The following is a 21,168-nucleotide window of genomic DNA, read 5'->3' as shown; positions in this document are numbered from 1 at the left end:
CTTTAGCTTCTTTAGCTTCTTTAGCTTCTTTAGCTTCTTTAGCTTCTTTAGCTTCTTTAGCTTCTTTAGCTTCTTTAGCTTCTTTAGCTTCAGTGTTCGCGACCTGTTCTTGAGATGCAACCGCATCCATCATTTTTTCATCAGCTTCTTGTGCAAAAACGTTGGTACTCATTAGTACATTTAACACAACGATCGAAGCGAAGGATTTGCTTGTAGTTATGTCTTTCATATTTTTAAGAAACAAAGTCATACTCCATCTGCTCAATATTTTCATTTTGGCAAATCATAGCATTAATAAAAGATTAGAGCTGAATAACGAGATTTAATTCATTCGACCTGTATGCATTTAAACAGTTAAACCCACCATAAACTAAACCCGAGTTCTACATCCTGTAGAACTCGGGTCGATGAGGTTGTGCTTTTCAAAAATCATATTATTGTTTTATTGGCTTTCCTTTCCTACATCATCTCCATGATGATTTTCCATCGGCGTCGTCTTCCATATTGGGATCATTCCATTCCCACTCCCTGTGCCGATAAGCTTAGATTACGCTTAAGCTTGCTTCGTGACTATGGGTCAACAGACACATTCATTGTAAGCAATTTCTTACACGCATCCATTCACACTTGTTTGCCATCTTTATAATCTTGCGCAATTTCATCTGTCACTTGTTTCTCTTCTTTCTCAGCTTTCGCAATACCTTCTTGAATCGCCTCCTGAGCCTCTTGCTCATCAGCATCCGTTTGTTCTAATTCTTGCTGTACTTGCTCAAATTTTCGTCCAGTTTGTAAAACAACGTACACAGGAAAGTGATCCGAACCAATATGCGGTAATCGCTCCATTTTCACCAAAGCAAAATCAGTGCTGTGGAATACATGATCGAGTGACCATCGTAATAGCGGATAGTCCGCATGGAAGGTATTGACATAATGACGTCCAACACGCGGATCTAATAAACCACTAATACGTTGAAATAGTCGTGTGGTACGAGACCATGCCACATCGTTTAGATCTCCCATGACAATGCAACTTTCATCCAAGTCTTTAATTTGATCACCCACAATCAACAATTCAGCATCACGTAATGTAGAGTCTTTGGCTTCAGTTGGACTCGGCGGTTTGGGATGTAAACAATATAATTGAACTGGCTGTCCAGAACGTAATTTCACTGTGGTATGAATAGAAGGAATCTCATTACTCAGTATGAATTTGACTTCGGTATCACTCAATTCCAACTTACTGTAGAGATGCATTCCATAGAGATTATCTAAAGGTACTGGAACACGATAAGGATAATCCGCTTCGATGACTGAAAGTTCATTCTGCCAGGTTTGGTCTGTTTCAAGCATCAATACGATATCGGGTTGATGCTGATGAATCTGTTCAATCAAACGATGATATTCTGTATTTGGTGTTAAAACATTCGACACAATTAAAGAGATTTGCTTTGATGGATCAAGTTGATCTGGTTGGACCTGTTTCACCTGTTTTTTCCAAATTAAGGTATAAGGCAAAACCATCTTCAATTGATATGCTAATGCAGCAATTAATCCAACAAATATGACTTGGCGTCTTAAATCCCATTCCCCATCCCAAATCAACAGGAGGATAAATGCGATAAAGCCTAGGGCTAAAATTTGTAGTCTTGGAAAATCGGCACCTCGAAACCACCACTCATCACGCGGAATCAAAGACCAAAAACTTAACCAAATCACAACAACAGCCAGTATCTCAATCCATAGCATAGCGCTTCTCTTTATATATTCTTAATTTTTCGATGATTCATAAATTTATATTAGTTTTGCATGTAACATAAACAAGATATATTGCACAATATATTTGCTGTTTTGATTGTGTACCACTTGCAGTTATACACTCTTTTGATACACTCGAACCCCCTTTTTTATTTTAACGCACCGAGGCAAAGTGACATGAAAGTAGGTCTGGTCGGTTGGCGCGGGATGGTTGGTTCCGTCCTTATGCAACGTATGGTTGAAGAGAATGATTTCGCTCATTTTGAGCCATTCTACTTCTCTACCAGTAATGCAGGTGGTGAAGCCCCTGCGTTTGGTGGTAAAACTGCCCCAGCACTTATGGATGCGACAGACATTAATAGTCTGAAGCAAATGGATGTCATTATTACCTGCCAAGGTGGTGATTATACCACTGAAGTTTTCCCTAAGTTGAAAGCTGATGGTTGGAATGGTTACTGGATTGACGCTGCATCTACATTGCGTATGGACGATGAAGCAATCATCGTATTAGATCCAGTCAACATGAATGTGATCAAAGACGGTTTGGTAAAAGGTACGAAAACATTTGTAGGCGGTAACTGTACTGTTTCATTGATGTTAATGGGTCTTGGTGGTCTGTTCCAAAACAATCTTGTTGAATGGGCGACTTCAATGACTTACCAAGCTGCTTCTGGTGCGGGTGCGCAAAACATGCGTGAACTCATCACAGGTATGGGCTATTTGTATAACAATACAAAAGATCTATTAGACGATCCACGTTCTCCAATTTTAGATATCGACTCTAAAATTGCTGAATTACAACGTGGTGAAGGATTCCCTTCAGCAAACTTCGGTGTACCTTTAGCAGGTTCTTTAATTCCTTATATCGACAAACAGCTTGAAAGCGGTCAATCGAAAGAGGAATGGAAAGGTCAAGTTGAAACCAATAAGATTCTTGGTAATTCACAAATTGTACCTATTGATGGTCACTGTGTACGTATTGGTGCAATGCGCTGTCACTCACAAGCATTGACTTTAAAACTTCGTAAAGATGTTCCTTTAAATGAAATTGAAGACATCATTGCAAGTGCAAATGACTGGTCTAAAGTTGTGCCGAACACACGTGAAGCATCAATGACTGATCTTACACCTGTTGCAGTAACAGGCACGCTTACTGTTCCAGTAGGTCGTTTACGTAAACTTAATATGGGTAAAGAGTATTTAGGCGCGTTCACTGTTGGTGACCAATTACTTTGGGGTGCTGCTGAACCTTTACGCCGTATGCTACGCATCTTGATTGACTATAAAAATGCTTAATTTTTAATAGTCACTTCAATAAAAAGCCGGTCTGATTAGATCGGCTTTTTTTATGCAATTTGAATTGATTAGAGCTTGGAGTGCTATTTGAAAGGAAATATTATGACATCTATACAAAAAACAGTTAAATTACAATCTCATCACTTCTTATTTCGAACATCTTGATCGATGCATAATGATGAACTGAGAATATAAAAAATCGAGATTAAAAACAGTCCAATATTTCGAGCACTCAGGTATTAGATTTGCAATAAATTCATTGAATTCAATGAAGGGGAAAAATTATGTTGTATGTCATTCCATTTGTCGTCTTGCTGTTAATCGCACTGGTGCTCAAAAAACGTGAGGATAAACAAAAAAATGGTGACACAGGATCAACAAAATCTAAAAAAAATGTGAGTGTAAAACGCGCTAAGAAAAGACCTAAAACTCGCTCCACCCCACAACAAGCCTATTCACAGCACGGTCATGGCGCACCACAAGACTTAAGTGCCGAACCAGTGGCTGATGAACTTAAAGCCAGCATTGAATACTTAATTCAATCAGAAAGCTATATGTCAGCCGAAGCAAAAATCAATCAAGCATTGAATCGTGATCCTAGACAACATGAGCTTTACTCGTATTTGATTGATATTCACATCCTACAGAATGATGAATTTGCTTTAAAACAATTAAGTAATTATTTACGCTCCACTGGATTACATTACATTGCGGATGAAGCTGAAGACAAACTTAAAGCTGCAAAAGAAGCGGAACAGAATAAAGAAATTGCGAAAGAATCACGGGATATATCGAACACCGAGAATCAGCCTCGTCATGCTGCACAGTTTCATAGCACCAGTTTTATAACTGAAATCCCTGCAGTGCAATCAGAACAAGCCTTTGATCATCTCATCAAATCACAGGATGAACAACATAGCACTCAGGAAAGCACACCCACTGAAACAAATGAGACCACAGAGCAATCTTCTCTTCCTTCTCAAACCTCAACATTTGTGTTTGAAACAGAACAAAACCCACATCCCTTACAAGCCAAAGAGAAGAAAAGCACTCCTGAGGAAGAAACTGAGCATGTCTCTGCTGAACCTACTGCTCATTTTGTATTTAGCTCAGAACAGCTGGATTTAGCAGAAGAGTTTACGCTCAATAAAACCAATGAAGAAATCATTGACCAGCTCCCTTCTGATCAGGCTGAAAATCAGCAGGCAACTGAACAACAGACTCCATCGCAAAACGAGCATTTTGAACTCGATTTTTTTATGGAAGATACACCGCAACCAACCTCACAACACCCATTCGAGCAAGATGATGAGAAGACTCCTGCATCAAAAGAGCAAACACCTTTAGAATTTATAACGACAGATTTAACTTTCGAGCCAAATGCTCAAACACAGACTGAATCTGAAACAACCAATCAATCGACTGAAGATCGCGCACCCTTAGAGTTTGATTTAGATTTCTCCAGTTTTCAGTCTGAAAATAAATCACAAACAGCATCAGTGCACTCAACTGATGCTGAGAACCTTGCTTCAGAAAATGAGTCCATCCAAAATCTCGACTTCACACTTGATTTAAGTCAAGAATGGGTTGAAAAAACAGATCTCTCTCATTCAGCACTGAGCTCTTCTCCATTAGAAAAAAATCCACAAGAACTGAATATTGAAATAGATCCATTGGAATTTAGCTTTTCAGATCAGTCGGAACAGCCTCATTCTCAAACAACATCTAAGGATGAACTCACTTTTGATCTTTCAGATGATTTTAACTTTGATGCTGAAATATCTAGCTCAGCAAAAGTTCCAGAACAAAGCGTGAATGATCAAAATTTAGATTTTGTAACTTTCGACTTTGAGGAAAATCTTGATTCAAAATCTACAATAGAAAGCTCAATTGAACCGATAAACGAGTTTAATTTTGACCTCAATTCATCAGATGAAAACGTGGATGTGCAAAAGAGTCATTCGCATGAAACATCTGCGATAAAAATGAATCCGAATCGTCCTGATGATCCTCTTGTACAACGTTTTCCTGAATTACTCAACGTTGATGAAATTCAACTTAACTTAGATTTAGCGGATCAATACATTAAATTTGGCGCGTTTGATGAAGCAGAAAAATTAATTACGGAATATGAATCGCATTACAATGACGAACAAAAAATGCGTGCAGCAAAACTCCGAGAGAGCATGGAATCTGATTCCAATTAATCTTAATATGAAGCAGTCTAATCAGGCTGCTTTTTTTATGAGTTCAAAAATAGCTTTAATCTATATGGGTGGGACATTTGGTTGCGTTGGTGAACCTTTAGCGCCTATGCCTGCTGCCGATTTTTTCCCGCAATTAAAAGAAATTTTGCCCGTTCAAAATCCAATAGAGCTTGTTCAGGCTCATGAGATTAAAGACAGTAGTGCATGTACGGCGCGTGATTGGTTGCTGTTAATCCAAAAAATTCAACAATTGCAAGCTAAACAATTTCAAAATTTTATTGTCATTCATGGTACCGATACCATGAGTTATGCTGCGGCTATTCTTTCTCGATTTCTCCATGATACGTGTCGAGTCATTATCACAGGTAGCCAATTTCCTCTGCTCAATCATGCAGCGACATCTTTGCATCCATCGAGCGATGCTTTAGATAATCTGAATCATGCCATCCAATATATGGAAAATGTGTCTGATGGTGTTTACTTATGCTTTAACCATCAAATTTTTCATGCCAGAACTGCAGTCAAGACTCATCGCACGGCACTAAATGCATTTTGTGGTGAAGCATTTACAAATGTCATCAAGCCCATATCAAGTTCTTTTGTCGACATTACTGAGCAACATATTGAACGCTCGACACAACTCAATATTGCGAATCTGAGTCTTCGCCCCATTGAAATCAAATTATTCAATCAGCATTTAACGCGTTTTATCGACAACTCGCCTCATGTACTCATACTTCAAGCATATGGAACCGGTAATTTAGCAATTAATGCGGATACCACAGATATTTTGAAGCAGCTTCGTGCCTTAGGCTGCCATATTGTATTAAGTAGTCAGGTCATGTTTGGAGAATTAGATCAACGCTATGCAATTAGCAGTTGGATTAAAGCATCTGATATTTTGATCGACGATACACTCAGTGATGCCGATCTTTATGCCAAAATTCTAAAAATGTATTTACAATACCCCTCCACAGATCAATGGTTACAGCATTGGTATGATTCATCAAATTAGAGGTTCAAATGCCACGTTTTGCAATCGGAATTGAGTTTAGTGGCGTTCGTTATCGAGGTTGGCAAACACAGCAACCAGGCGTGCCGAGCGTACAAGAAACCATGGAAAAAGTGTTGAGCAAAATTGCTGATGAACCCATCATTTTGCATGGTGCGGGTCGAACAGATGCAGGTGTTCATGCCACAAATATGGTGGCTCACTTTGACACAAATGCAATACGTCCAATTCGTGGCTGGCTTATGGGAGCTAACAGTACACTCCCGAAAGATATTGCCATCCAGTGGATTCAAGAAATGGGCAGTGATTTTCATGCACGCTTTAAAGCGCAGGCTCGCCGTTATCGTTATGTCGTTTATAACAGACCCATGCGTCCTGCCTTACTCCACAAACAAGTAACGCATGCTTATTACCCACTTGATGTGGATAAAATGATTGCTGCAGCCTCAAAATTTGAGGGTACTCATAACTTTGAAAGCTTTAGAGCTGCTGCGTGTCAATCCAACCAGCCTGTACGCCATGTGAGCCATTGCAAACTCATCAAACACGGTGCTTACCTCGTTCTAGACATCCAAGCAGATGGTTTTTTACACCACATGGTTCGCAATATTATGGGCTGTTTACTGGAAATTGGTCAGGGGATGTACGACATTGACCATATTGATGAAATATTCGCAGCAGAAGACCGTAAAGCAGCAGGGATCACAGCACCACCTGACGGCCTTTACTTTATCCAAGCACACTATCCTGAAGAGTTTAACTTGCCTAAAGTTCCGCTAGGCCCTCATTGGTTAAACATGCCTGAATAGATTTTTTATTTTGAATTGAAAAAAATCCCTTCATAAGAAGGGACTTTTTTAGCGCTGTTTACGCTTACGATATTCAACAGGTGTCTCATTGGTCCATCGTTTAAAGGCACGATAGAACGTACTTGGTTCTGAGAAACCCGTCAGATAGACAATTCTCTCTACGCTTTCATTGGTGTTTGCCAAAAGTTTTTTAGCTAAACGACAACGATAGTCAGATAAAATTTGCTGGAAGCTTGTATTGGCTTCACTGAGCTGTGTTCTCAAACGACGTGGGGTGATATTCAACTGAGCTGCCACAGTTTCTAGCGTTGTTTCTCCACTCTCAAGTGTAGAACCAATGGCACGGCGCACCTCACCCACTAAATCGTATCGAGCCAACTCCTGTAATTTTTCAATCGCCAACTGCTCATGTAGTTGAAGTAATTCTGGCTCGGCTTGCCAAAGTACATAATCTAAAATTGCAGGATCAAAATAAAGTCGCGTTTCTTTTTGGCCTAAACTTACCGGGCACTCATATACACGGAAATACTCATCGTCTGAAGCACCCTCGCTAAAGTTAAAATCGATATATATAGGTTGAAAACGACCTTCAGTAATAAATTTGAAGAATCTTAAAATGCCTGAAATCGCGCACTCAGAAAAATGACGATTGACTAGATTTTCAGAGAAAGGTTGTTCACCATTGGTTAGGTAGCAACGATCATCTTCAATAACCAATTTGGCATGAAATGCATCACTGATTAGACGTTGATACGCTAAAGCCCTTTTCAGGCCTTCGCCAAAATTTTCAGATGAAATAAAAAGATGTTCAATCACTTGACCACGATAAAGTGGTAAATGCTCACCTAAATGTAGACCAATGTCTGGATCTTTACTGACTTCTTCGGCAGCAACCCAGAAAGCGTACTGCGCGCTTAAAGGCGTACGCGCATTTTGATCTACTTGATTTAAGGCCACACCCGCTTTTGTTAAAATTTCTTCTGTGGGCAATCCAGCACGACGAATTGCTTGATAACCTAATCGTAGAACAACCGAAGCATCAGTTAGCTGACTCACGCAGTGCCCTTCCTTGTATGTTATTAATATTTACTTAAAACTTATGAATTAGATTACAGTCGATTGACCAAACTGACAACATAGTTAAGCATTTTTTTGTTTAAAAATTTTATTTGTTTGTTCGACAAGTTTGACCATAGAAACGCCGACTGAACTTGGTTTAACCTTGTTTTTTTCTAAAATTTTGCCTATAATTTGCGCCTTTCCAATTTGATCATCAGGTAGGCTATGGCCAATAAAGAGGAACTTATCGAGTTCGAAGGCGTTGTCACCGAAACGCTTCCTAATACTATGTTCCGTGTACGTTTAGAAAACGGTCACGAAGTAATTGCACACATTTCTGGTAAAATGCGTAAACACTATATTCGTATTTTGACTGGCGACAGTGTTAAAGTTGAAATGACACCTTATGACTTATCTAAGGGTCGCATTACTTACCGTGCACGCTAAGTGTTAGTAAGCGAAAAGCCACATTGAGTGGCTTTTTTTGTTTTTGTACTTTTATTTTATGAATCGCATAGAAAGTTCATTCAGCTAAATCAATCGCCTGTCTTTGTGATAAGAGATAAATTCAGATATATAGAATAATTAAACTCACTATTTATTCTTAACTTTCAATCAAATATAAAAACAATCCTCATATACACACTCAACCACAAAAAAAATCGTCGTACTGCCCCACTATTTCGTGCACTAAATAAATTGTGTTTTTTGCCCATCTGCATATTTACACTTTTCCTGTTTATGGCGTGCCAAACAGTAAATTTTCAGAACAAAAAAATATGAATACTTATGTTTCACAATTTGTAGGGCAAGATATCCAACATATCCGTGAAACTACCGATTTGAATTCTTTTAACATTCATCTGAAGTCTAATCTTGTGATTCGAGATGAGCGGGAAATTTTCACTTTTGAACGTATAGTCAACACCGCGATTCCAATGGGAAATTCGATGAGAGATGAAAATGGTTTTATGATTCCTGTACAGACAACTTCAGTAAATCAGTACTACGATAACCTAATGACTTGCTCAAGTGTTTTTAGCTTAAAAAAACAATATCGCTTTCAAAAGCTCGGCAATAAAAAAACGCAGCTCATAAGCTGCGTTTTGAATGAATCAACTGAAATTAGTTAAGCGCTGCAACAACTGCTTCACCCATTTCAACTGTCCCGACCTTCTTCATGCCTTCAGACATAATGTCAGCTGTACGTAAACCTTGGTCTAAAACATTCCCTACTGCATCTTCAATCGCTTTTGCTGCAGCTTCTTGACGGAACGTATATCGAAGCATCATTGCAACAGATAAAATTGTTGCCAATGGGTTTGCAATATTTTGACCTGCGATATCTGGTGCTGAACCATGACAAGGCTCATACATCCCTTTACCATTTTCATCTAAAGAAGCTGATGGCAACATACCGATTGAACCAGTCAACATCGCAGCTTCATCAGACAAGATATCACCAAACAAGTTACCTGTTACGATCACGTCAAATTGTTTAGGTGCACGAACCAATTGCATTGCTGCATTGTCGACATACATATGTGACAAGTTAATGTCAGCATACTGTTCAGCATGCAACTGAGTTACTGTTTGTTTCCAAAGCTCAGTGACTTCAAGAACATTCGCCTTATCCACTGAACACACTTTACCACCGCGTAGTTTCGCCATTTCAAACGCCACTTTAGCAATACGTTTGATTTCTGACTCTGCATATACGTCGGTATTAAAACCTTGCTTCTCACCATTCTCTAATTCACGAATACCGCGTGGTTGACCAAAGTAAATACCACCAGTTAATTCACGGACAATTAAAATATCTAAGCCTGAAACAATTTCAGGTTTCAAACTTGAAGCATCTGCCAACTGAGGATACAAGATCGCTGGACGCAAGTTAGCGAAAAGGTTAAGTTCACTACGTAATTTTAATAAACCACGCTCAGGACGAATTGAGCGCTCAATTGTATCCCACTTCGGACCACCCACAGCACCTAACAAAATCGCATCTGCTTTTTTTGCTTGTTCAGAGGTAACTTCTGGATAAGGTGAACCATGCGCATCAATTGCAGCGCCACCCAATAAACCTTGTTCCCATGTTAAATCTAGATTAAATTTTTCATTGACACGGGTGAGGACCTGTTCAGCTGCTTTTACAATTTCAGGACCAATGCCGTCACCAGCTAAAATCAAGATTTGTTTAGACATGAGATTTTCCATTTGTAAAGTTAGTATAAACTAACGTGTTTTTAAATTTTTTTGTTCCACAAACTCGCCTAGTCCATTGAGAACATTATAAGGTTTGCAGAAACGACGAATGGTTTGTTGCTCTTGCAACAAGTCAACACATAATGGCTCTGGTGCAGAAGCATCAAGTAAACTTTTTTTCCCACTGCTTCGATCTCTAAACATTACAAATCGGTAATCTTTTTTTGCTTCGAAGCGATGGATAACATTAATAGTTTCTGCTTTTTCCTCTGAAATCGGATAAAAGCGAACCACCACTTCATGCAGTCCAGCAGGAACTGAAAGATATAAGGCTTGCGGATCTTTCAAAGAGCCAGCATTTAATCGCACGATACCTTGCTTGATCGCACGCTGATCTAATCTTCGAGATTGAGCATCAACAATGGGATGCTCATCGAATCTTTCAAACTCACAATTCAGCGTTCCTGAGCAATAAATCAAAGCATGATTTCTGGTTTCAGGCGTTTCTTTAATCTTTTTCAGTTGTAATCGGTCTACGGTCTGACAAGCGGATAAAACGGCGACAGACAATCCGAAAAACGCGTAGCGTAATAAAACTTTTGCCTTCATTTGTGCCCAACCTCACCAAACGGCGCAAAACTAAAAGAATAATTTTGCACCGATATTAGCAAGACTTGAATCAGAGCACTATAGCTTTAAGTATCAGTTACGCTTTGATTTCTTGGAATACCCATGGGCGAACAGCTTTAGTTCTTTCCTCATAAGCACGAATGTCTTCTGCCGCTTGTAACGTTAAACCAATATCATCTAAACCATTCAACAAACAGTGCTTTCTGAATGGATCAACTTCAAATTTAAATGCTTCGCCTGTAGGCGTACGCACTTCTTGTGCTTCAAGATCAATCGTTAACTGATAACCTTCTTGTGCTGCACACTCTTTAAATAATTGATCAACAATCTCTTCAGACAAGATCACTGGTAACATGCCATTTTTAAAGCTGTTGTTGTAGAAAATGTCTGCATAGCTTGGTGCGATTACGGTACGGAAACCATATTCTTCTAAAGCCCATGGCGCGTGTTCTCGGCTTGAGCCACAACCAAAGTTGGCACGTGAAATCAAGATTGAAGCACCTTGATAACGTGGTTTATTCAACTCAAAGTCTGGATTCAAAGGGCGTTTTGAGTTGTCTTGCCCCAAATAGCCTTCATCTAAATAACGTAACTCATCAAACAAATTCGCGCCGAAACCTGTACGCTTAATTGATTTCAAGAACTGTTTTGGAATAATTAAATCTGTATCGACATTGGCACGGTCTAAAGGTGCAACGATACCTTGTTCAACGGTATATTTTTTCATGTTGTTTGCTCCTCTTAGAATGAACGTACATCAACAAAGTGACCTGCAATTGCCGCTGCTGCTGCCATCGCTGGGCTCACTAAATGCGTACGACCACCATTACCTTGACGACCTTCGAAGTTACGGTTTGATGTTGATGCACAGTGCTCACCCGGTTGTAATTTGTCTGCGTTCATTGCTAAACACATTGAGCAACCCGGCTCACGCCATTCAAAACCAGCTTCAATTAAGATTTTATCCAAACCTTCAGCTTCTGCTTGTGCTTTGACTAAGCCAGAACCCGGAACAACCATCGCTTGCTTAATCGTGCTTGCAACTTTTTTGCCTTTTGCAACTTCCGCTGCCGCACGGATATCTTCAATACGAGAGTTGGTGCAAGAACCGATAAATACGCGATCCAATTTAATATCAGACAATGCTTGACCCGCGGTTAAGCCCATATATTGATAAGCACGTGTCCAATCGTTACGTTGTACATCATCTTTTGCTTGTTCTAATGTCGGTACTGCTTGAGAAACAGGAATCACCATCTCAGGAGATGTACCCCAAGACACTTGTGGCTCAATCTCTTCACCTTGTAATACAACGACTGTATCAAAGTGTGCACCCTCATCAGAATGTAAAGTATTCCAATAAGCTACAGCTTGATCCCACTGCTCACCTTTCGGTGCATAAGGACGGTTTTTCACATATTCAATGGTTTTCTCATCTACAGCAACCATACCTACACGGGCACCGCCTTCAATCGCCATGTTACATACCGTCATACGACCTTCAATCGACATATCACGGAACACTTGACCACCAAATTCGATGGCATGGCCTGTACCACCAGCTGTACCGATTTTACCAATAATCGCTAAAACCACATCTTTTGGTGTTACGCCTTGACCTAATTTACCGTCAACACGTACCAACATGTTTTTCATTTTCTTTTGAACTAAGCATTGCGTTGCCAATACATGTTCAACTTCAGATGTCCCAATACCGTGTGCCAAGCAACCAAACGCACCATGCGTCGCTGTATGAGAGTCACCACAAACAACCGTCATACCCGGTAAAGTTAAACCTTGCTCAGGTCCAACAACGTGTGCGATCCCTTGACGGACATCGTTGATATCAAACTGTGCAACATTAAATGTTTTACAGTTATCATCTAAAGTTTGCACTTGGATACGTGAAGTATCATCTTCGATCCCCGCAATCCCTTCAGAACGCTCTTTCGTAGACGTTGGTACGTTATGGTCAGGCGTTGCCACGTTTGCACTTAAACGCCAAGGTTTACGCCCTGCAAGTTGTAAGCCTTCAAAAGCTTGTGGAGAAGTCACTTCATGCAACAAGTGACGATCGATATAAAGTAAAGAAGAGCCATCATCGCGTTGTTTAACTAAATGATCGTCCCACAATTTATCGTACAACGTTTTTTTTGTTTGAGTTTCTGCTTTTTGGGTTTCGCCTGCCATGTCGATTTGCTCCACTGGACTGGGTAATTCTGTCATTAATTACGATTATAACGGCCTATTCACATAAATCTAATTTATCATTTTTATTAGTTTAAAAACTTTTTAGAATCAATGTAAACACAAAAACCATCTATAAAAACGATTAATTTAAAAATAATATTCGCTTTTACAGATTAAATAAGAATGCTTATCATTTAACCATCTCCAAGATCACCACCACCTGAGGATGTTCACATGGCACATATTCAAAAATTTGTTGAAGATAATCAACGCATGTTCAAAAAAACACTAAGCTACTACATTATGCACATTACAGTAGCCATGATTGTAGGCTACCTTGTCACAGGCAGCATTTGGATGGCAATTACTTTGAGTTTACTTGAGCCTACTGTACAAGCCGTGGCTTATTTCATTCACGAACGCGTGTGGGAGAAAAAAACGATACAACAGGAAGAAAATATCGTCGCATAGTTTCACCTGTGATCCTCCTCATCTAAGCCGCACTATGCGGCTTTTTTGCAACAGTTTATGAAGAATTACTTCGCAATAGATATAAATTTATTTTATAATTAAATAATATTTTCATAACCGAGTTTAAATTATGAATCTTGCTGCCTTTGAAGCTTTTATAAAAGTCATGGAAACGGGTTCGATTTCTATGGCAGCTGATCAACTATTTATCACTCAGCCCGCTGTCACCAAACGTATTCATAGTTTAGAAGATTATTTTGGTGTCAAATTATTTGAATCTGCTGGCCGAGGTGTACAAGCCACCCATGCGGCTCATTCCCTGCTTCCTAAAGTTAAAAATTGGTTAAATGAACTAGGTGATATTCATCACACCTTAAGCCACGACCAAAATCAGATTAAAGGAAAGCTTAAAGTTGGTACCAGCCATCACATTGGATTACATCATTTACCGCAACATTTAAAAAGCTATGTTCAGCAATATCCTGATGTGACATTAGATGTGCATTTTGTAGATTCAGAACAAGCTCATGAAAAAGTGTTAGCGGGTGATCTTGAACTGGCATTCTTAACCTTACCCCCAGTCCTAGATGAACGTTTAAAATATGTTCCTTTATGGAGTGATCCATTGGTCTTCGTTGCTGCAGTTTTTCATCCATTGGCAAATATGAAAAATTTAAGCCTTGAAGATCTCATGCAGTACCCAAGTTTATTACCTGCAGCTCAAACATATACAGCGCAGATCACCCTTGCAGAATTTGAAAAAAATGGATTAAAACCTAAAGTGTCTATGAGTAATAACCCGCTTGAATCCATTCGCATGTTGGCTTCTATTGGGTTAGGCTGGTCTGTCCTACCAAGTACTTTAGTGAATCAAGACTTAGTCAGGCTGGACATTAATTTAGAAATGCAGCGTCAATTGGGTATGGTTTGGCATCCGGGACGCACCCAATCTAAGGCAGCCAAGGCCCTGGTTGATTTAATGAAATAATTTCAGCATTCGTTCTTTAAAAAGTCATCTAAATAAGATGACTTTTTACTTTTTAAGACAAGTGAGCTACTTAAGCTTTTTTCTTCAATGAATCTTCATGTAAAGACTCATTGAGCTGATCGATAATTAATGCCCATGAACCATCTGAACATAATTTTTCTTTCAAAAATTGACGTTGACCTTCAGACCAAAAACTTGCTTCAGTCAAAAAGGTTTCAGCTTCTAACTGATGTGTTTCAATAAATTCTGCAATAGCTTGCTCGCTAGAATCTAATCCTAATTGCTCAAATAAGTTGGTCATTCTTGGCTCTGCATTTAGCATCGTGTATTCCTTATGATTTTGATTAATTTTAAGTTAGTTGTTTGCGCATAAGGTATCACTAAGGGATGAAAGCGTCTGTAAATTTATGCTGAATTTCATCTCAAGTTATTTCAATGCTGATCAATGAAAAAAAGCCATTGATACAATGGCTTTAGCAATTTTTAATTTTGAGAATAAAATTGTCTTAAATGGACCAGTCTTGGATATCCCAACCCTGCTCTTTAGCCAATACTTCAAGACGCTCATCTGGATTGACTGCAATCGCATGATCCGCATATTCCAATAAGAATCGATCATTAATGGAGTCTGAATATGCCCATGATTCAGTAACTTCTCGTCCCTGGAGCCATTGATCTAATCGTGCCAATTTACCTTTTTGATAACACGGAATATTAATGACTTTACCCGTATATTTACCATCAACCACTTCTGCATTGGTTGCAATAATTTCTGTAATACCAAATTCACGAAAAATAGGTGCAGTAATAAAATCTGATGTTGCTGTAATCCCTACTAATTGATGCCCAGCATCTTGATGACGTTGAATCGCTTTATAACCTTCAGGACGCATTTGAGGTCGAATCACTTTTTGCATAAAAAGCTGATGTAAGTCGGTCAAATACTCATTGTCATGTTGCGTTAAAAATTCAAATACAAATTCGTTGTAGGCAATTGGATCAAGTTGTCCTGCTTTGTAGTCTTCATAAAATTTGTCATTCATGGCGCGATGTCGAACTGGATCAACCAAGCCTTCATTGACTAAAAACTCGCCCCAAGAATGGTCAGAGTCGGTATTTAACAAGGTGTGATCTAAATCAAACAACGCCAATTTCATGAAATTACTCGTTCAAACTGAAATTTAAGAAAAAAAATGTAAATCTATCTCCGCTAGTCGATAGAAATTCGTTAAGATCATAGCAATTTTAAAACATTATTACTTTGAACTTTTCGAGTTGGGCATAGAGAGTGGATGCCCCCGAACCCAAAGTCAACGAATTTAATAAATTTTAGGTGCCAAATGATCGACTCAGAAGGTTTCCGACCGAATGTCGGGATCATTTTGGCAAATGATATTGGACAAGTTTTATGGGCAAAACGCATTGGTCACAATGCTTGGCAATTTCCTCAAGGAGGCATCCAATTTGGTGAAACTCCAGAACAGGCACTTTTCAGGGAACTCCGTGAAGAAGTCGGGTTATTGCCGGAGCACGTCCAAATAATTGCTCAGACCGAAGGTTGGTTACATTATCGTTTGCCACTTCGCTACATCAGATCAGATTCTGATCCTGTGTGTATCGGACAAAAGCAAAAATGGTTTTTATTGAAATTAGTCGCGTCAACGAATCATATTCAGTTGAACTTAAATGATCCGCCAGAGTTTGATCAATGGCAATGGGTCAGCTATTGGTATCCACTAGGCCAAGTGGTGAACTTCAAAAAAGATGTTTACCGTCGTGCCATGTTGGAATTGTGTATGCATCTGCCATAGCATGATTTATATTAAACATTGAATTTAAATGTTTGATTTTTATTTCGACTATTTGAATAATCACCATAATTACATCCCTTTAAGAGGAGCACCGCTACATGTCGAACATGCAATTAGACTCTTTACGGCGCATTGTCCAAGAAATCAATGCGTCTGTCAGTTTGCATGATTCGTTAGAAATTATGGTCAACCAAATTTCTGAAGCAATGCATGTAGATGTGTGCTCTATTTATTTACTTGATGAACGTAACCAACGTTACGTTCTGATGGCTTCCAAAGGCTTAAACGCTGAATCCATTGGCAATGTATCATTGCAGTTGGGTGAGGGTTTGGTCGGACTCGTTGGGCAACGCGAGGAAATCGTCAATATCGAGAATGCGTTTAAGCATGAGCGTTTCGCGTATTTCCCAGAAACGGGTGAAGAGATTTATAACTCTTTCCTTGGCGTTCCTGTCATGTATCGTCGAAAAGTCATGGGTGTTCTCGTGGTTCAAAATACTGAACCACAAGACTTTAGCGAAGCTGCTGAATCGTTTTTAGTCACACTTTGTGCGCAACTTTCTGGCGTTATCGCCCATGCGCATGCAGTTGGAAATATTGATGTTTTCCGTAAGCCAAATAATTCTCCAACCTATAAAACATTTCAAGGATCATCAGGTGCAGGTGGTATTGCATTAGGTCGTGCACTTATTCTTTATCCACCCGCAGATTTAGGTTCAGTACCTGACCGCGAAGCTGAAGATATCAGTGAAGAGCTTGAATTACTCGATCATGCGGTTGATTCAGTTCGCCAAGAAATTCAATCACTTGATGATAAAATGCAAGATTCTTTGATGTCTGAGGAACGTGCATTATTTAGCGTATTCTTGAGAATGTTGGATGAGAATGCCCTGCCTGCTGAAATCAAAGAGTTAATCCGTGATGGTCACTGGGCTCAAGGTGCAGTTAAACACGTTATTGATCGTCATGTGGCAATCTTTGCACAAATGGAAGACGATTATTTACGAGAACGTGTTGCAGATCTAAAAGACCTTGGGCGTCGTATTTTAGCAGCGCTTCAAGAAGATGATTTAAGTCACCGAGAACTGAGTAATGACAGTATCATCGTGGGTGAAGAAATCAGTACGGCAGCACTGGTTGAACTACCTGTCGATAAGATTGCAGCGATTGTGACGTCTGAAGGGGCTGCCAATTCACATATGGTGATTGTAGCACGTGCTTTGGGTATCCCCACAGTTGTTGGTGTCACCGAACTTCCGGTGACTACCCTTGATGATGTGGAAATGATTGTTGATGCCTATCAAGGACGTGTATTTATCAATCCACCACGCCGTTTACGTCAACGTTATCGTGACATCCAAAAAGAAGAAGAACAAATCGCCAAAGATCTTAAACAGTATGAAACCAAAGATGCCATCACTCCTGATGGTGTTGCAGTACGCTTATTTGTGAATACAGGTTTAATGATTGATGTCGTGCGTGGTGTACAACGCGGTGCCAAAGGTGTCGGACTCTATCGTTCAGAAATTCCATTTATGTTGCGTGATCGTTTCCCGGGTGAAGAAGAGCAACGGGCGATTTACCGTCAACAACTTAGTCACTTTGCCAATAAACCAGTCGTGATGCGTACTTTGGATATTGGTGCAGATAAAGATTTACCTTATTTCGAAATAGAAGAAGAAAACTCAGCATTAGGATGGAGAGGGATTCGTTTTACCTTGGATCATCCTGAGATTTTCTCTTCACAAATTCGTGCGATGTTAAAAGCCAGTGTCGGCTTGAATAATTTGCATATTTTGCTGCCAATGATCACCAGCGTCAGTGAAGTAGAAGAAGCGCTTTATATTATTGAACGTGACTTAGCTGCGGTTCAGGAAGAAGAACAAGTTAAAATTAATCGTCCTAAAATTGGCATCATGGTTGAAGTACCTAGTGTTTTGCTTCAAATTGGTGAGTTTGCAGAATTAGTTGATTTCTTCTCAGTGGGTTCGAATGATTTAATCCAATATTTGTTGGCAGTCGACCGTAATAACCCACGTGTATCGAGTGTTTATTCTCACTTCCATCCCTCAGTGCTTCGAGCATTGCAACGCTTAGTTCAAGAGTGTCATAAATATGACAAACCTGTCAGTATTTGTGGTGAAATGGCTGGCGATCCACTCTCAGCAATTTTACTGATGGCAATGGGCTTTAATACGCTTTCAATGAGTTCGAGCAATATTCTCAGAGTCCGTAAAGCAATTTGTCATGTTCCAATGGTAGATGCGCAAACGCTTTTAGATGAAGTGGTGAAAATGAGTAATCCACTCATTGTGAAAAGTTGGATGGAATATTATTTCCGTCACCATGGTTTAGCGGATATGGTGAAATCGAATCGTATTGTAAATGCCTAATATGAATCTCGGTTTAAGCAGAGAAAGAGCTGAGTAACAACATAATCAATTGGCTTTTTTTATCTTCATGTCGATCGTAGCGATCTCGGTAATTCTATTTCATTTATATGTTAGTAAATCAAAAAGTAGTTCAAGACCCAATAAACCTATTTCAAATTATACGCTAGATCATGGTTTAACGATGAATTCTGAACACCAAATGAGCGAATCATCATATGTAGATATAGATTATGGTGGAAGTAGTGGTGGAGCAGACTAACCTTCACGTGTTTAGGCATATAAAAAAGGGAGATAATCATTCGAATATCTCCCTTTTTTGTGCTTGCTATAGCCACGTTTTGCATTTTTCTTACGATCTACAAAAACTTGGCTTTTGTTGACTTCATGCATATGTTTTGCCACAAAGTTGTGAATCACAACTTCTGGCAACGCTTTTTTCTTTGCCATTTTATATTACCTTCAGTTTAACCACCCTAGATGATGGGAAAGCGATATTACGCTTTTTTGTACATTATACAAGCAAATTCATAATGGTTTTTTCAATGACATTCATCGTATGCATACAATGTTTAAGATTAGCTCTGCCATTTTTCTATGTTAAATTGATCAATAACTCGAGCACCCGAAGATGCTCTTACACAGCATAGAAAGGACTAAATCATCATTATTTCGGTAGAAGACTAAATGTACCTCGATGATGATTAAATTTTCCATCTGGCATTGCGATATTTTGGTAAACGATCTTTTGCTTTTGATCGATGACTAATACAACATTTTCTTTAGTCGCATCATCTGCCCAATACACCATAAACTGCTCAGGTCCAACCTGTGTGGCTAAATATTTAATATTGGCAGATGTATTTTGTCCTGATGTGATATTTAAAAGACCTTGGTCTTTGAATTCAAGATGCTGCGTTTGACCATTGATGTTTAACACCAAAGTCTGTCCAATAGCGAAGAATGGTTTGTTCAAGGCTTGTTGTAAACCGATGTCCTTGATTACACCTTTGACACCCTGTATTTTGCCTTTAAGATGAATTGTTCCATCATTCCCAGCAATGTTGGTGTAAACGATATTTCGATTATAATCTTGAATATGAACGACATTATCTCCTGATTTATCCTCATGCCAATAAACCATAAAAATATTTTTAGCAATCTCAACAGGTGTGTATTTTACCGCTTCAGAAAGATCTGCGGCACCTGTAAAAGTTAGGTTTTTATGGTCTTTGACATCAAGATCAAATTTCAAACTCGTAAAATCGACTTGAATTTTTTGTCCTATTGGCGGATAAGGAGATGCAACTTTCCAATCGGTTTCTTTGGCAAATACTTGTGCAGACATTTTTAGCACTTCTTCACTCGACTCAAGATCTGGATACTTTGCTTTCATATATCCAAAAATCCCCTCCGAGCTTTGATTTTCAGTAACTGCTGTTTTAAAGTTCGTTAAATACCCTTTAATCCAATCCAATGGCTTAGGTGAAAAGTCACTTTTTACATAATGACCTGGGATCACTTTTTCAGGATTTAAACTCAGTATTTTATCAATTTGCTTCTTCCAAAGATCGATCCCTTGCACACGACTGGTATCGGTCATCCACAAATGCTCACCATAAGCGACCGAAATACCACCCAATGCCGTTTTTAAACTTGGAATCCATAGGAAACTATGTGCGGAATCTTCTGGATCAAGTTGGACTTGAATCTTTTGCCCATCTAATTCCATATATCCTGAATTTAAGGCTTCAGGAATAATAATCTTTTCAGGAGCATCGCCTTTTGCTAATTGTGGCTGCCAAACTGATAACTTATCTTCTTTAGAGGCTTGTATCAAATAAGCTGTCTGCGCGGTTGAAACAACCTTAGCATTTGGAAATGCTTTTAAAATTTCATTGGTTCCAAAATAATAGTCAGGATCACTATGGGAAATATAAATATATTTTAAATTTTTACCTGATTTCTTAATCAGATTGACTACGTCTTTAGCGTATTGATTCTGAAATTGAGCATCGACCAAAATAGCATCTTTTTTTCCTGAAATTAAAGTTGATGCAACGGCAAAAACAGCATCCTCTCCAGGAGTATAAGTCTGCAAAGTGAGTGGAGATGGATTTGATGAATCTTTTGGACTTTTATCATCAGAATCATTACAGCCACTTAAAGCAATGGTGGTCACAAATAAACTAGTGGTTAGGAGTTTTGTCATATCAGCCTCATGAGATAAATTTATCTATGGTTCTTATTGATCTTTATTTTTTAAATAAGCTTTAAAGCAAAAGTGCCATATTTCCCCTCGTCATACTGCGGATGTGGCAGTGTAACAAGGCGAATTAACAGCT

20 protein-coding genes are annotated in these 21,168 nt (G+C 39.0%); 10 read left to right on the top strand and 10 right to left on the bottom strand.

Features of this window, described 5'->3' with window-relative positions; genetic code table 11:
* Positions 1 to 621 precede the first annotated feature (621 nt).
* Entirely contained in the window at positions 622 to 1,746 is a 1,125-nt protein-coding gene (locus tag AC1M9I_RS08325) for an endonuclease/exonuclease/phosphatase family protein (RefSeq protein WP_481610909.1), read from the bottom strand.
* 186 nt (positions 1,747 to 1,932) lie between these two features.
* Here AC1M9I_RS08325 and asd point away from each other — a divergent pair, with 186 nt between their 5' ends.
* The 4 genes from asd (at position 1,933) to truA (ending at position 7,079) form a co-directional block, all read left to right on the top strand.
* Positions 1,933 to 3,051: an aspartate-semialdehyde dehydrogenase gene (asd, locus tag AC1M9I_RS08320; RefSeq protein ID WP_035264122.1), complete on the top strand. Its 1,119-nt coding sequence runs from the start codon at positions 1,933 to 1,935 to the stop codon at positions 3,049 to 3,051.
* Positions 3,052 to 3,335: 284 nt separating this feature from the next.
* On the top strand, positions 3,336 to 5,258 hold the full coding sequence (locus AC1M9I_RS08315; protein WP_481610908.1) for a hypothetical protein: 1,923 nt from the start codon (positions 3,336 to 3,338) through the stop codon (positions 5,256 to 5,258).
* Between the two features lie 37 nt (positions 5,259 to 5,295).
* The gene (locus AC1M9I_RS08310; protein WP_035264356.1) at positions 5,296 to 6,273 is read left to right on the top strand and encodes an asparaginase domain-containing protein; all 978 of its coding nucleotides are present in this window, start codon (positions 5,296 to 5,298) and stop codon (positions 6,271 to 6,273) included.
* An 8-nt stretch (positions 6,274 to 6,281) separates the two neighbouring features.
* Positions 6,282 to 7,079 (top strand): tRNA pseudouridine(38-40) synthase TruA, encoded by a 798-nt coding sequence (gene truA, locus AC1M9I_RS08305; RefSeq protein WP_092766713.1) that lies wholly within the window; start codon positions 6,282 to 6,284, stop codon positions 7,077 to 7,079.
* A gap of 48 nt (positions 7,080 to 7,127) precedes the next feature.
* Here the strand turns inward: truA and AC1M9I_RS08300 are convergent, their stop codons facing one another.
* Complete coding sequence (locus AC1M9I_RS08300) at positions 7,128 to 8,135, bottom strand: AraC family transcriptional regulator (RefSeq protein WP_035264130.1); 1,008 nt, start codon at positions 8,133 to 8,135, stop codon at positions 7,128 to 7,130.
* Between the two features lie 228 nt (positions 8,136 to 8,363).
* On the opposite strand from AC1M9I_RS08300, the gene infA reads away from it, so the two are divergent.
* Both infA and AC1M9I_RS08290 read left to right on the top strand, forming a co-directional pair.
* Entirely contained in the window at positions 8,364 to 8,585 is a 222-nt protein-coding gene (infA, locus tag AC1M9I_RS08295; protein WP_004692529.1) for a translation initiation factor IF-1, read from the top strand.
* Positions 8,586 to 8,917: 332 nt separating this feature from the next.
* On the top strand, positions 8,918 to 9,271 hold the full coding sequence (locus AC1M9I_RS08290; RefSeq protein WP_481610907.1) for a hypothetical protein: 354 nt from the start codon (positions 8,918 to 8,920) through the stop codon (positions 9,269 to 9,271).
* Here the strand turns inward: AC1M9I_RS08290 and leuB are convergent.
* The 4 genes from leuB to leuC all read right to left on the bottom strand — a co-directional run bounded on the left by leuB (position 9,264) and on the right by leuC (position 13,163).
* Positions 9,264 to 10,343, bottom strand: coding sequence for a 3-isopropylmalate dehydrogenase (leuB, locus tag AC1M9I_RS08285; protein WP_481596213.1), 1,080 nt, complete (start codon positions 10,341 to 10,343; stop codon positions 9,264 to 9,266). The genes AC1M9I_RS08290 and leuB overlap by 8 nt on opposite strands.
* Before the next feature lie 30 nt (positions 10,344 to 10,373).
* Positions 10,374 to 10,952: a hypothetical protein gene (locus tag AC1M9I_RS08280; protein WP_179998722.1), complete on the bottom strand. Its 579-nt coding sequence runs from the start codon at positions 10,950 to 10,952 to the stop codon at positions 10,374 to 10,376.
* Between the two features lie 97 nt (positions 10,953 to 11,049).
* The gene (gene leuD, locus AC1M9I_RS08275; protein ID WP_481588649.1) at positions 11,050 to 11,700 is read right to left on the bottom strand and encodes a 3-isopropylmalate dehydratase small subunit; all 651 of its coding nucleotides are present in this window, start codon (positions 11,698 to 11,700) and stop codon (positions 11,050 to 11,052) included.
* Between the two features lie 14 nt (positions 11,701 to 11,714).
* A complete protein-coding gene (gene leuC / locus AC1M9I_RS08270) occupies positions 11,715 to 13,163 on the bottom strand; it encodes a 3-isopropylmalate dehydratase large subunit (RefSeq protein WP_180028647.1) in 1,449 nt (482 codons plus the stop codon).
* Positions 13,164 to 13,397: 234 nt separating this feature from the next.
* On the opposite strand from leuC, the gene AC1M9I_RS08265 reads away from it, so the two are divergent.
* Both AC1M9I_RS08265 and AC1M9I_RS08260 read left to right on the top strand, forming a co-directional pair.
* The gene (locus AC1M9I_RS08265) at positions 13,398 to 13,634 is read left to right on the top strand and encodes a DUF2061 domain-containing protein (protein WP_035264169.1); all 237 of its coding nucleotides are present in this window, start codon (positions 13,398 to 13,400) and stop codon (positions 13,632 to 13,634) included.
* 130 nt (positions 13,635 to 13,764) lie between these two features.
* The gene (locus AC1M9I_RS08260) at positions 13,765 to 14,622 is read left to right on the top strand and encodes a LysR family transcriptional regulator (RefSeq protein ID WP_035264171.1); all 858 of its coding nucleotides are present in this window, start codon (positions 13,765 to 13,767) and stop codon (positions 14,620 to 14,622) included.
* Between the two features lie 70 nt (positions 14,623 to 14,692).
* Here AC1M9I_RS08260 and AC1M9I_RS08255 read toward each other — a convergent pair whose 3' ends face one another.
* On the bottom strand, positions 14,693 to 14,944 hold the full coding sequence (locus tag AC1M9I_RS08255) for a DUF2789 family protein (RefSeq protein WP_035264173.1): 252 nt from the start codon (positions 14,942 to 14,944) through the stop codon (positions 14,693 to 14,695).
* Between the two features lie 184 nt (positions 14,945 to 15,128).
* A complete protein-coding gene (locus tag AC1M9I_RS08250) occupies positions 15,129 to 15,779 on the bottom strand; it encodes an HAD family hydrolase (RefSeq protein ID WP_481593406.1) in 651 nt (216 codons plus the stop codon).
* Positions 15,780 to 15,962: 183 nt separating this feature from the next.
* Between AC1M9I_RS08250 and AC1M9I_RS08245 the strand changes: the two genes are divergently transcribed.
* Positions 15,963 to 16,433 carry an RNA pyrophosphohydrolase gene (locus AC1M9I_RS08245; protein WP_035264177.1) on the top strand — a complete coding sequence of 157 codons (471 nt, stop codon included), beginning with the start codon at positions 15,963 to 15,965 and terminating at the stop codon, positions 16,431 to 16,433.
* A gap of 98 nt (positions 16,434 to 16,531) precedes the next feature.
* Positions 16,532 to 18,826 carry a phosphoenolpyruvate--protein phosphotransferase gene (ptsP, locus tag AC1M9I_RS08240; protein ID WP_035264179.1) on the top strand — a complete coding sequence of 765 codons (2,295 nt, stop codon included), beginning with the start codon at positions 16,532 to 16,534 and terminating at the stop codon, positions 18,824 to 18,826.
* A gap of 270 nt (positions 18,827 to 19,096) precedes the next feature.
* Here the strand turns inward: ptsP and AC1M9I_RS08235 are convergent, their stop codons facing one another.
* Together AC1M9I_RS08235 and AC1M9I_RS08230 are read right to left on the bottom strand one after the other, a co-directional pair.
* Positions 19,097 to 19,273 (bottom strand): DUF7230 family protein, encoded by a 177-nt coding sequence (locus AC1M9I_RS08235; RefSeq protein WP_180028638.1) that lies wholly within the window; start codon positions 19,271 to 19,273, stop codon positions 19,097 to 19,099.
* Positions 19,274 to 19,490: 217 nt separating this feature from the next.
* The gene (locus AC1M9I_RS08230; RefSeq protein WP_481610906.1) at positions 19,491 to 21,035 is read right to left on the bottom strand and encodes an MBL fold metallo-hydrolase; all 1,545 of its coding nucleotides are present in this window, start codon (positions 21,033 to 21,035) and stop codon (positions 19,491 to 19,493) included.
* Positions 21,036 to 21,168 lie beyond the last annotated feature (133 nt).

Source organism: Acinetobacter sp. ANC_7553 (assembly GCF_056779895.1).
Note: the sequence above shows the minus strand (reverse complement) of the source record. Positions and strands in the feature narration are given on the sequence as shown.

Bases quoted from the DNA above. Each gene is read 5' to 3' on its own strand.
- AC1M9I_RS08325 (WP_481610909.1), bottom strand. From the start codon at position 1,746: ATGCTATGGATTGAGATACTGGCTGTTGTTGTGATTTGGTTAAGTTTT.
- AC1M9I_RS08250 (WP_481593406.1), bottom strand. From the start codon at position 15,779: ATGAAATTGGCGTTGTTTGATTTAGATCACACCTTGTTAAATACCGAC.
- infA (WP_004692529.1), top strand. From the start codon at position 8,364: ATGGCCAATAAAGAGGAACTTATCGAGTTCGAAGGCGTTGTCACCGAA.
- leuB (WP_481596213.1), bottom strand. From the start codon at position 10,343: ATGTCTAAACAAATCTTGATTTTAGCTGGTGACGGCATTGGTCCTGAA.
- leuD (WP_481588649.1), bottom strand. From the start codon at position 11,700: ATGAAAAAATATACCGTTGAACAAGGTATCGTTGCACCTTTAGACCGT.
- asd (WP_035264122.1), top strand. From the start codon at position 1,933: ATGAAAGTAGGTCTGGTCGGTTGGCGCGGGATGGTTGGTTCCGTCCTT.
- AC1M9I_RS08245 (WP_035264177.1), top strand. From the start codon at position 15,963: ATGATCGACTCAGAAGGTTTCCGACCGAATGTCGGGATCATTTTGGCA.
- leuC (WP_180028647.1), bottom strand. From the start codon at position 13,163: ATGGCAGGCGAAACCCAAAAAGCAGAAACTCAAACAAAAAAAACGTTG.
- AC1M9I_RS08290 (WP_481610907.1), top strand. From the start codon at position 8,918: ATGAATACTTATGTTTCACAATTTGTAGGGCAAGATATCCAACATATC.
- AC1M9I_RS08255 (WP_035264173.1), bottom strand. From the start codon at position 14,944: ATGCTAAATGCAGAGCCAAGAATGACCAACTTATTTGAGCAATTAGGA.
- AC1M9I_RS08230 (WP_481610906.1), bottom strand. From the start codon at position 21,035: ATGACAAAACTCCTAACCACTAGTTTATTTGTGACCACCATTGCTTTA.
- AC1M9I_RS08260 (WP_035264171.1), top strand. From the start codon at position 13,765: ATGAATCTTGCTGCCTTTGAAGCTTTTATAAAAGTCATGGAAACGGGT.
- AC1M9I_RS08280 (WP_179998722.1), bottom strand. From the start codon at position 10,952: ATGAAGGCAAAAGTTTTATTACGCTACGCGTTTTTCGGATTGTCTGTC.
- truA (WP_092766713.1), top strand. From the start codon at position 6,282: ATGCCACGTTTTGCAATCGGAATTGAGTTTAGTGGCGTTCGTTATCGA.
- AC1M9I_RS08265 (WP_035264169.1), top strand. From the start codon at position 13,398: ATGGCACATATTCAAAAATTTGTTGAAGATAATCAACGCATGTTCAAA.
- AC1M9I_RS08315 (WP_481610908.1), top strand. From the start codon at position 3,336: ATGTTGTATGTCATTCCATTTGTCGTCTTGCTGTTAATCGCACTGGTG.
- AC1M9I_RS08235 (WP_180028638.1), bottom strand. From the start codon at position 19,273: ATGGCAAAGAAAAAAGCGTTGCCAGAAGTTGTGATTCACAACTTTGTG.
- AC1M9I_RS08310 (WP_035264356.1), top strand. From the start codon at position 5,296: ATGAGTTCAAAAATAGCTTTAATCTATATGGGTGGGACATTTGGTTGC.
- ptsP (WP_035264179.1), top strand. From the start codon at position 16,532: ATGTCGAACATGCAATTAGACTCTTTACGGCGCATTGTCCAAGAAATC.